Origin of the sequence: Nonomuraea corallina (genome assembly GCF_027620315.1) — a bacterium.
Taxonomy (GTDB): Bacteria; Actinomycetota; Actinomycetes; order Streptosporangiales; family Streptosporangiaceae; genus Nonomuraea; species Nonomuraea corallina.
In genome coordinates this window covers 1-10,131 of the sequence record NZ_JAPNNL010000228.1, presented here as the reverse complement: position 1 = coordinate 10,131, position 10,131 = coordinate 1, and the positions used below count along the sequence as shown (strand labels likewise).

The 10,131-nt window shown below is 71.5% G+C and carries 11 protein-coding genes and 1 pseudogene; 8 read left to right on the top strand and 4 right to left on the bottom strand.

Features of this window, described 5'->3' with window-relative positions:
• Positions 1–189, bottom strand: a pseudogene (locus OUY22_RS33560) (PEP/pyruvate-binding domain-containing protein); the annotation flags it as partial.
• Positions 190–342: 153 nt separating this feature from the next.
• On the opposite strand from OUY22_RS33560, the gene OUY22_RS33555 reads away from it, so the two are divergent.
• The 6 genes from OUY22_RS33555 (at position 343) to OUY22_RS33530 (ending at position 4,150) form a co-directional block, all read left to right on the top strand.
• Positions 343–816, top strand: a complete 474-nt coding sequence (locus OUY22_RS33555) for a tetratricopeptide repeat protein (RefSeq protein WP_270159301.1) — start codon at positions 343–345, stop codon at positions 814–816.
• 139 nt (positions 817–955) lie between these two features.
• Positions 956–1,345 (top strand): hypothetical protein, encoded by a 390-nt coding sequence (locus tag OUY22_RS33550; protein ID WP_270159299.1) that lies wholly within the window; start codon positions 956–958, stop codon positions 1,343–1,345.
• Between the two features lie 49 nt (positions 1,346–1,394).
• The gene (locus tag OUY22_RS33545; RefSeq protein ID WP_270159298.1) at positions 1,395–1,703 is read left to right on the top strand and encodes a hypothetical protein; all 309 of its coding nucleotides are present in this window, start codon (positions 1,395–1,397) and stop codon (positions 1,701–1,703) included.
• 115 nt (positions 1,704–1,818) lie between these two features.
• Positions 1,819–2,226, top strand: a complete 408-nt coding sequence (locus OUY22_RS33540; protein ID WP_270159297.1) for a YciI family protein — start codon at positions 1,819–1,821, stop codon at positions 2,224–2,226.
• Between the two features lie 4 nt (positions 2,227–2,230).
• Entirely contained in the window at positions 2,231–3,379 is a 1,149-nt protein-coding gene (locus OUY22_RS33535; RefSeq protein WP_270159296.1) for an RNA polymerase sigma factor, read from the top strand.
• Between the two features lie 150 nt (positions 3,380–3,529).
• Positions 3,530–4,150 carry a M23 family metallopeptidase gene (locus OUY22_RS33530; protein WP_270159295.1) on the top strand — a complete coding sequence of 207 codons (621 nt, stop codon included), beginning with the start codon at positions 3,530–3,532 and terminating at the stop codon, positions 4,148–4,150.
• Positions 4,151–4,184: 34 nt separating this feature from the next.
• On the opposite strand, the gene OUY22_RS33525 is transcribed toward OUY22_RS33530, so the two are convergent.
• Positions 4,185–5,150, bottom strand: a complete 966-nt coding sequence (locus tag OUY22_RS33525) for a GlxA family transcriptional regulator (protein ID WP_408638245.1) — start codon at positions 5,148–5,150, stop codon at positions 4,185–4,187.
• Between the two features lie 117 nt (positions 5,151–5,267).
• Between OUY22_RS33525 and OUY22_RS33520 the strand changes: the two genes are divergently transcribed.
• Positions 5,268–5,840, top strand: a complete 573-nt coding sequence (locus tag OUY22_RS33520; protein ID WP_270159293.1) for an MBL fold metallo-hydrolase — start codon at positions 5,268–5,270, stop codon at positions 5,838–5,840.
• A gap of 12 nt (positions 5,841–5,852) precedes the next feature.
• On the opposite strand, the gene OUY22_RS33515 is transcribed toward OUY22_RS33520, so the two are convergent.
• A complete protein-coding gene (locus OUY22_RS33515; RefSeq protein WP_270159292.1) occupies positions 5,853–6,575 on the bottom strand; it encodes a sulfite exporter TauE/SafE family protein in 723 nt (240 codons plus the stop codon).
• A 173-nt stretch (positions 6,576–6,748) separates the two neighbouring features.
• On the opposite strand from OUY22_RS33515, the gene OUY22_RS33510 reads away from it, so the two are divergent.
• The gene (locus OUY22_RS33510; protein WP_270159291.1) at positions 6,749–7,447 is read left to right on the top strand and encodes an alpha/beta fold hydrolase; all 699 of its coding nucleotides are present in this window, start codon (positions 6,749–6,751) and stop codon (positions 7,445–7,447) included.
• Between the two features lie 63 nt (positions 7,448–7,510).
• Here the strand turns inward: OUY22_RS33510 and OUY22_RS33505 are convergent.
• Positions 7,511–10,131, bottom strand: a 2,621-nt coding sequence (locus tag OUY22_RS33505; RefSeq protein ID WP_270159290.1) for an SDR family NAD(P)-dependent oxidoreductase, incomplete at its 5' end; no start/stop codon positions are given.

Here is a 10,131-nt window from a genome sequence, read left to right as displayed (position 1 = left end):
CGCGGCGCCGGTCCGGTCCGGCTCGGCGGCGAGCCGTTCGAGGTCCAGGCCGCGCACGGCGGCGCGGTAGGCGGCGAAGGCCAGCACGAAGCCGTCGGGAACCGGCAGTCCGGCGCGCAGCAGCGCGCCGAGGGCACCGGCCTTGCCGCCGCACGTGCCGGCCGTGGCCGACGCGAGAGGTACGATCATCCACCCGCCTTTCAACGAAACATTGACAACAATATCTTGATTGTGGATCGTGCGGGACCGCTCGCGCAAGCGCCGTCGGCGATCGAAGATCGCCGGGTCGTGACGGCGAGTAGGCTGATCGCGATCACAGCCGCGACAGCGAAGGAGCCCGCCATGACCGCCGACCCGACGATGGCCCGGATCGGCCAGGCAGTGGAGCTGAACCACGGCCAAGGCCGGCGCGAAGCGGCCCGTGAGCTGTTCGCGCAGATCTGGGACGAGATCGGCGGCGAACAGGGCGACCCGCTGCATGTCTGCGTCCTGGCCCACTCGATGGCCGACGTGCAGGACGATGTGCGCCAGGAGCTCATGTGGGATCTGCGGGCGTTGGCCGCCGTCGGCTCGGTCACCGACGAACGCGTGGCCGAGGCCGGGGTGCCGCTCTCGGTGGCCGGGCTCTACCCGTCGCTGCACCTGAACCTGAGCGAGTGCTACCGCAAGCTCGGCGACCTCGACCGCGCCCGGGAGCACCTCCGGCAGGCGCAGGACGGGATCGGCGCGCTCGGCGACGACGGATACGGCCGGCTCATCAAGGGCGGCCTGGAGCGGATCGCCGCACAACTGGACGCATCCCCGCCGTCCCCGTGAGGTTCGCGTGAGGTCCCCGTGAGGTCCGCGCGCGGACGTTCCGACACGGGCGCGGGGACGTTGCCCGCGCTTCGCGCCCGCCGCTACGCTCGGCCACTGTCGTGCAACGCTGTGACACCAGGGGGCGGTCGTGGGACCTGTGGGAAGAAACCTGATCCGGCTCGCCGTGGTCGCGACCGTCGCGGGTTCCGGTCTGACGCCGGCCGGTCGCGCGGCGGCCGGGCCGGCGCCTGAGCCTTCTCAGCTTTCGCGGCTGCTGGGCGCGGACCTGGGCACCGTCCTCGGCCTGGTCCCCAGCGTCTTCTGCGGCAACCGGCTGGTCAATTACCATTCTCCTTCGTCTAATTCTCCCACGAAGTGCGTCAACGGCCCAGAAAACAGCGGCAACTCCACCAACAGCGGCAATTACCATAGCGAAGGAGATCCGATCAACAGCGGAAACTTCTCCAACGTGAACGGCTCGACCGACAGCAACAACGCCACCGGCAGCGGCAACACGGCCAACGGATCCCAGACCCTCCAGCGGTGACCGAAGCCGCCCGCCGGGGACGGCGTGGGCGGCGGACAGCGGAGGACAGATGCACAGGACTTGCCTGCTCATCACCGGTTTCGGCCTGGCCTGGCTCGCGGCGGGGACTCCCGCCCTCGCCGAGCCGGCGGTTCACCGCGAGCTGCGCCCGGCGGCCCTCGGCGCGGCGAAGGCCGGCCATCCCAAGAACAAGGGAAACTCGCGCAATCGCGGCAATTACCGGAGCAAAGGGAAATCCATCAACAGCGGAAACTTCTCCAACGTGATCGGTTCCTACAAGTCGAACAACTCGTACAGCGGCAGCGGGAACACCGTCAACGGCCCGCAACGCCTCATCGTGCGGCCCCGGGCACACTAGGCAGCACGGCCCGCCGGCGATGCGCCCCCTCCTCCCGGCGGGATGTCGAGATCCCGGCAGCGGCTCCGTCCCCGGAGCGACACCAAGAGGGGCAGTACCGCACCGAGGAGAGACGATGGCCAAATACCTGCTGCTCAAGCACTACCGGGGCGCGCCGGCGGCGGTCAACGACGTGCCGATGGACCAGTGGACGCCGGAGGAGCTCTCCGCCCACCTGACGTACATGAACGACTTCGCCGCCCGGCTGGAGAGCACCGGCGAGTTCGTCGACGCGCAGGCGCTCTCACCCGAGGGCACGTTCGTACGCTACGACGGCGAAGGGCGGCCGCCGGTGACCGACGGCCCGTTCCCGGAGACCAAGGACCTGATCGCCGGCTGGATGGTGATCGACGTCGAGACCTACGAGCGGGCGCTCGCCCTGGCCGCCGAACTGTCCGCCGCGCCGGGCGCGGGCGGGAAGCCGATCCACGAATGGCTGGAGGTGCGCCCGTTCCTGCCCCCGTACTCGCCCACCACGGACTGACCCGGTGGAGGATTCCCTGCTGCGGGGCCTCATCCCCGACGTGATCGGCGTCCTCGTACGCCGCGGCGCCGGGTTCGCGGCGGCCGAGGACGCCGTGCAGGACGCCCTGGTCGAGGCCGTGCGCGGCTGGCCGGGAAACCCGCCACGCGACCCCAAGGGCTGGATGGTCACCGTGGCCTGGCGCAAGTTCCTCGACGCCGCCCGCGCCGACGCCTCCCGCCGGCACCGCGAGCTGCGCGTGGAGGGCGAGCCCCCGCCGGGCCCGGGCATCGAGGCGGACGACACCCTCCGACTGTACTTCCTGTGCGCGCACCCGTCCCTGACCCCGGCCTCGGCCGTCGCGCTCACGCTCCGGGCGGTCGGCGGCCTGACCACGCGGCAGATCGCGCGGGCCTACCTGGTGCCGGAGGCGACGATGGCGCAGCGGATCAGCAGGGCCAAACGGACCGTCTCGGGCGTCCGGCTCGACCGTCCCGGCGACGTCGCCACCGTGCTGCGGGTGCTCTACCTCGTCTTCAACGAGGGCTACTCCGGGGACGTGGACCTCGCCGCCGAGGCGATCCGGCTCACCCGCCGCCTGGCCGCCGGGACCGGCCACGAGGAGGCCGCCGGCCTGCTGGCGCTCATGCTGCTGCACCACGCCCGCCGGCCGGCGCGTACCGGCCCGGGCGGCAGGCTCATCCCCCTGGCCGAGCAGGACCGCGGCCTGTGGAACACCCGCCTGATCGCCGAGGGCGTCGACGTGCTGCAGGCCGCTCTGGCCCGCGACCGGCTGGGCGAGTTCCAGGTCCAGGCCGCCATCGCCGCGCTCCACGCCGACGCCAGGACCGTCGAGGAGACCGACTGGGTGCAGATCGTGGAGTGGTACGACGAGCTCGTCCGCCTCACCGGCAGCCCGGTGGCCCGCCTCAACCGGGCCGTCGCGGTCGGCGAGGCCGACGGCCCGCGGGCCGGTCTGGCCGCGCTGGCGGCGCTCGACCCGGCGCTCCCCCGCTACCCGGCCGTCGCCGCGTACCTGCACGAGCGGGACGGCGACCCGGCGACCGCGGCCCGCCTCTACACCGAGGCCGCCCGATCGGCGTCCAGCCTCCAGGAACGCGACCACCTCACCCGCCAGGCCGCCCGGCTCAACGCCCGGCTGCGCCAAGGCTGAGAGCCGGCCCCGCGGCGACCAGGGCCTTTGCAGACCAGGATCTTACGGTTTGTGGTGGTATGCGGTGTTTGTCGCTGGATACGCATCCAGGGACAGGCACCCGCCGAACCACAGGCGAGGCGGGTACGCCCCGAGGAAGGAACAGACGCCATGGCGTTCGACATCGACCTCTCCAACCCGTTCACCACCGGAGCCGACGGCCACTTCTACGGCGGCCCGGGCCAGGGCGGGCACAGCGGACCCAACTGGACCATCTCTCACGGCATGGACCTCGGCGCACCCGTGGGCACGCAGGTGCGCGCCGCCTTCGGCGGAAAGGTCACCAACATCTTCACGCCCGGATCACCCAGCGGAGGCATCTACGGCGACCAGATCTCGATCCGCCAGGACCCCAACTCGCCCGACGGCATCGGCGCCTTCTACACGCATCTGAAGGCGAGCGTCCCCGTCGGGTCGTTCGTCACCCGCGGCGAGGTCATCGGCGAGATCGTCAAGTTCGGCGGCATACCCACGCACCTGCACCTCGCGCTGGGCGAACGCAGCGGCAACGTCTACACCGGGGTGGACCTCTACGACTACTTCATGGCGACCACCAACACCGAGATCACGCTGGTGGTGCGGTTCTTCCAGGACGGCAGCCCGCCGCAGGTGATCGACTTCCGCTCCGATCTCCAGCTAGAGCTCGACGACTTCGAGGCGGACCTGGAGTCGCTGAATCCCGGCTACTCCAACACCTGGATCTGCGTCGACACCGCCATCGTGGAGGTCTGAGACGCCCGTCGGAGCACGAGGAGCGGGCGGCTGATCACAACTGGCTGAATGCTCGCCGGTACGCGCGAGGCGACACCCCGCGGCGCTGAATGAACAGCTCGCGCAGCACGGAGACCGAGGCGAAGCCCACCCGGTGTGCGACCTGTTGGACCTGCAAGTCGGTGACCTCGAGCAACTCTTCGGCTCGATCGAGCCGCTGAGTACGCAGCCAGGCGTGCGGTGTGGTCCCGGTAGCCATCCTGAAGCGCCGGGCGAACGTGCGGGGGCTCATGTGCGCCTGGGCCGCGAGTTCGCTGACCGACAGCGGCTTGTCCAGGTTCTGCCGCGCCCAGTGCAGCACACCGGCGACCCGCTCGTCATCGCCCGTGACCGGCACAGGGGCGGGAATGTACTGGGCCTGGCCTCCGTCACGGTGGGGTGCGACGACGATCTCGCGGGCGATGACGTTGGCGATCGCCGCGCCGTGCTCGCGGCGCAGCAAGTGGAGGCAGAGGTCGATCCCCGCAGCCGCGCCGGCGCCACTGACGATGCCGCCCTCGTCCACATAGAGAACCTCCGGTATGACGGAAACAGCGGGGTGGCGGGCGGCCAGCTCGTCAGCCAGGCTCCAATGGGTGGTGGCGCGGCGACCATCGAGCAGCCCCGCGGCGGCCAGGACGAACGATCCCGTACAGAAACTCGCGACGATCGCACCCCGCTCGTGAGCGGCGCGAATCGCCTCCACCAGAGCGGGCGGGGGTGCATCCACGCCGACATAGTCATCCGCGGGAATCACGATGATCAGATCCGCTCGGGCGAGACGGTCCACTCCGAACTCGACCTTGAGCGGAAGGCCGAGGTCGGTGCGGACCTCACCGGGCCGCTCGGCACACACGAAGAACTCGAAGGCGGGCACGCCCAGTCGAGTGCGGTCAGCGAAGACCTTGCCGACCAGCCCGAGACTGAAGGCGCTCACTCCTTGCGTCGCGTAGGCAGCGATCGAGCGGAAGGGGGACACCATCACATCATGGCAGGAATTCGGCGAACATCCGCGCTCCTGCCACTTATGGCGATCGATCAGCCGCTCCACACTTGCCATCACGTACAGACATGCCAAGACGCACAGGAAGAGGCAGACATGACGGACCTCACGCCCAGCGCGGTTCAGACCGTCCTGCATGAGGGGTACGGCAGCGCCGGGGTGGCCAGCACGGTCAGCTACGTCGAAGACGGAGACGTCCGGCTCGTGATCGATCCCGGCATGGTGCGGAGCCGATCACTGATCCTCGATCCGCTGTCGGCCCTGGGAGTGGCGCCCGATCACATCACCGATGTGGTGTTCAGCCACCACCACCCCGACCACACACTCAACGCGGCGCTGTTCCCCAACGCCAGGTTCCACGACCACTGGGCGATCTACCGCGACGATCAGTGGACCTGGAGAGACGCCGAAGGCTACCAGCTCAGCCCGGGGATCACGTTGATCCGCACACCCGGGCACACCAACGAGGACATCACCACACTCGTCGGGACATCCGACGGCGTCGTCGCGTACACCCACGTCTGGAACAACGCCACCTCGCACGGCGACAGGCATGCCGTCGACATGGACGCGCTCCACGCCGCACGTGAGCGGGTGCTGGCCGTCGCGGACATCATCGTGCCCGGCCATGGCCCCGCCTTCATCCCCGGACCGGGAACGCCATCCTGACTGGAGGCCGGGTCAGCCGGTGAGCGCGCTGACCAGGGTCACCACCGCGCTGACGAGCAGCGCCACCAGCACCACCTTGCGGAAGAGCTCCGGATCGATGCGGCTGAAGATCGCGTTGCCGGCGAACCATCCGATCTGCACGACCGGCAGGCCGATCAGGCCGATCCACAGCGCGTCGGCGTTGACCTGACCGGCCACGGCGAACCCGACCAGGCTCAGCACGCTGGTGGCGGCGAAGACCGCCGCGAGGGTGGCCCGGAACTTGTGGGGGTCGTACCCCATGCCCTGGAAGGCGGCGACCATCGGCGGCCCGTTCGTGCCGGTGGAGGTCGACAGCGCGCCGGAGATGAGGCCCGCCCCCACCAGGACCGGCACGTTCCCCTGGACCTTCACGCGCCGCCACACCATCAGCGTGCAGCCCAGGACGCCGACCGCGATGAGAACGGTGAGCAGCTGCTCCGACGTCACGGCGTACACCCACAGGCCGAGCGGCATGCCGAGCACGATGCCGGCGGTGGCGACCGCGGCGACCTTCCACTCGGCGTGCTCACGCTGACGCACGGCGATCGTGATGGTCATGGCCAGGGCGGAGAGCGTGGTGGCGACGACCGCCGTATGGGGGTCGACCGTGAGGGCCAGCAGCGGGGTGGCGACGAGGGCGTAACCGAATCCGGTCACCGCGTGCACCGTTGAAGCGATCAGGATGATCACGGCGGCGGCGAGCAGCGTGGACACCTGCCACACTTTGCCATAGATCCACTGACAAGATCCAGTATTGTGAGGAAAATCCAGCACTGACAGCATTTGTGCGATCTCCAGAGATCGTACGAAACGTGCGAGTTTCTCGGTGGAAGAGTATGAAGTCCCCGCATGTCGTCCACCGGCAGGTCTGATGAGGAGCGAAGGCCGTGGGTGATCAGGATTCTGCGCATTACCTCGTCAGCCCGCCACTCGGCGATGACCCGGCCGTCATCTTCGTTCCCGGGCTGGGCGGCCGGACGAAGTTCGTGGACCGGTGGAACACGCCGGGCCAGGAGCCCGTCATCCGCCGGGCGAGCTGGAACGACCCGATGAACGTCCCCGGCATCGACGAACGCGGCGCGGCGCTCGCCTCCCTCGTCACCGGCTCCGGAGCCGCGCAGGTCGTGCTCGTGGGCCACAGCATGGGCGGCCTGGTCTGCCTGGAGGCCGCCAGGCACCTGGGGCGGCGGCTTCGCGGGACCGTCATCATGTGCCAGTACCCGCCGCACCGCACGCCCCTCTCGCCGCTGGCGGACCTGCCGGACCGGGCGCTGGCCGAGGAGATCGAGGCGCCGCCGCACATCAGGGACACCACGGCGCTGGCCACGTACGCACGCCTGTGGCGCTCGGAGTACCGGCTGCTCAACCGCTACCTGGAGTCGGACCCGCGCCCGGTCCTCGACGCGCCGATGATCGCCGTCGGCGCCACCGGTGACGCGAGCTCCTGGAACCCCGGATGCCTCGCCGACTGGAGCCGGTACACGACGGGGCCGCTGTCGGTCCACCTGGTCGAGGGCGGGCACCAGATCGTCGAGGAACTGCCCGCCGACACCCTGCGCGCCTGGGTCGCGCAGGCCGGCGGCTGAGCGCCGGGCGCCTCGCGGCGCCGGGCATCTCGCGGCGCCGGGCATCTCGCGGCGCCGGGCATCTCACGCGGTCAGCCGCCGCAGCTCCGCGACCAGTTCGGCCACCGTCGGGTGGTCGAACACGGCGGCGATGCCGATGTCCACGCCGAACCCCCTGCGGATCTCCTCGACCAGCTCCACGGCGGTGAAGGAGTCGCCGCCCAGGTCGAAGAAGTCCTCGTCGGGGCCCACGGACTCCACGCCGAACGCCGCGCACCACATGCCCGTCAGCCGGTCCTCCAGCGACGCCCCGCCGGCGGCCCGCTCCGCAGACGCGGCCGGGACCTCCCCCGTGACCGGCGCGTCCGGTGTGTCCGGCGCGTGCGGCCGCTCGCCGCCGGCCGGCGGCCGCTCGGTGTTCCTCGCGACGGCGTCCTCCCCCGACAGGGTGATCGCCACTTGCCCGGGGCCGGACCGGCCCAGCAGACGCAGCAGCATGTCCACCCCGGCCGCCGGGGCGATCCCGGCGCCGGACGACGCGCGCTGGGTGTCGGGGGCGACCATGGACTCGTCGACGCGGCGCATGGTGAAGCCCCTGACCTCGACCGCGACGTCCCCGCCCGCCGTCAGCACGTCGATGTCGGCCACGATCGTGTCGGCTCCGCTGGGACGCCGGCGGATGTGGCTGTAGGCGAGAGCCGGTATCGGCCGCCGCACCATGACCGACTGGTAGGCGAAGGGCGCGTGCGGAGGCTCAAGATCCGGATCGCGCGCCAGCGACACCGCCGCGTCCAGCAGCGTGGGATGCAGCACGTGCCCGTCCAGCTCGTGGCCGAACGCCTCGGAGAAGGTCAGTACGGCGAGCTTCGTGCCCGGGTCCGCCCCGGACAGCCAGAGCTCCTCCGCCGGCCAGCGCGGGCCGATGGTGAACAGCCGGTTGTCCGGGTCGTTCACCGGGACCCGCCGCTCGGGCAGCGACGCGCGCAGCGCGGCCACGTCCACGGGATCCGGCTCGTCCGCCTTGTCGGCCAGGCGGATCTCACCGGTGCTGTGCACGCGCTCGGCGGCCGAGCCCGGCGGCTCGGACAGCGGCTCGGACAGCGGCTCGGACAGCGGCTCGGACAGCGGCTCGGACAGCGGCGCGGTGCGGACGGTGAAGCGCCACAGGTCCTCGTGCGCTTCGAAGCCGACCTCCAGCGACACCGGCTCCGGGGTGGTGATCGGCTGCCGGAAGACCAGGTGGCGCAGGTGTACGGGCCGCCCGTCCGGCTGCTGGACCGCCTCGTGGAAGGCGCGCAGCACGAAGTCGACCTGGGCGGTGCCCGGCAGCACCGGGATGCCGTCCAGGCGGTGCTCGTCCAGGATCGGATAGTCCTCGGCCGACAGCGGGACCGACCAGCGGCGCACGTCCGTCCCGGACCCTGCCTGCCCGGACCCTGCCTGCCCGGACAGTGATCGCCCGGTCCTGGGCTGTTCCTCGCGGGCGGCCATGCCGACCTCGGCCCAGGACGGCCAGTTGATGGTCGTCGAGACGCAGCCGGGCAGCGGCTGGCGGCGCACCACCGCGTCGAGGAAGGCGTTCGCCGCGGCGTAGTCGGCGCTGCCGACCAGCCCCCGCAGCGCCGCCCGGCTGGAGAAGGCCACGAAGAAGTCCAGGCCGGCCCGGCCCCGCAGCACCTCGACCAGAGCCAGCGTGCCGTGGACCTTCGGCGCCAGGGTCGCGGCCATCTGCTCCCGCGTCCGGAACTGCAGCATCCCGCCTCCGGCCACGCCGGCCAGGTGGAACACCCCGTTGACGCCCCCGAAGGAGTCCGACGCCCGGTCGATCACGCGCCGCAGCGCCTCCACGTCGGTCACGTCGCACGCCTCGATCCGGCACTCGGCCCCGAGCGTCCGGAGCTCGGCGAGCTCGGCGTCGTGCCCGCCCGTCACGCGGCGGCCCAGCAACAGCAGGCGGGGCCGCAGCCCGGTGCCGGCCAGCCCGCGCGCCACGGCCAGGCCGAGCCCGCCGAGCCCGCCGGTGATGACGTAGACGCCCTCGCGGCGCAGGTTGAGCGGGCCCGTCCCGTCGGGGACGAACTCCCGCTCGCCGGGCACCCACCGCCGGTCCCCCCTCAGGGCGACGATCTGCGAGCCGTCGAGCTCGCCCAGCTCGGCGAGCAGCCGGTCGCCGCTCACGCCGTCCTGCGCGTCGACGAGCTTGCACCGGGCGCGCGGGTTCTCCAGCATGTAGCTGCGCAGCAGCCCCAGCAGCATGGCCCGGACCGGGTGGACGGGTTCGCCGCCCGTCACGTCGGCGGCCAGCCCGGTGACGATGAGCACGTCGCGGCCGCGTTGGTCGGGCGCCCGCCGCGCCGCCTCCCGCAGCAGCTCGACGACGCGGTGGAAACCGGTGTCGAGCTGGTCGTCGACGCTGCCCAGGTTCGGTTCGGCCAGGTCTCCGAGCTGTGTCGCGTCCACGATCAGGTCAGGGTAGCGGCCCGTGTCCCGCAGCTCGTCCAGCATCCGGGCGACGTCCTGCGGGTGACGGCGGCGGATCACGAACGCGTCGCCCGCCGCCGCGTACGAGGAGCCGTGCCGCACCCGCGGCCCCTCCCAGCCGGCCCGCCCCAGTAGTGCGGCCAGGTCGGCGGCGCGTCGCGGGTCGTCGGGCAGCAACACCAGCGCCCGGCCCGGCGCGGCGGTGTCGCGGTGCCCGGCGGGGG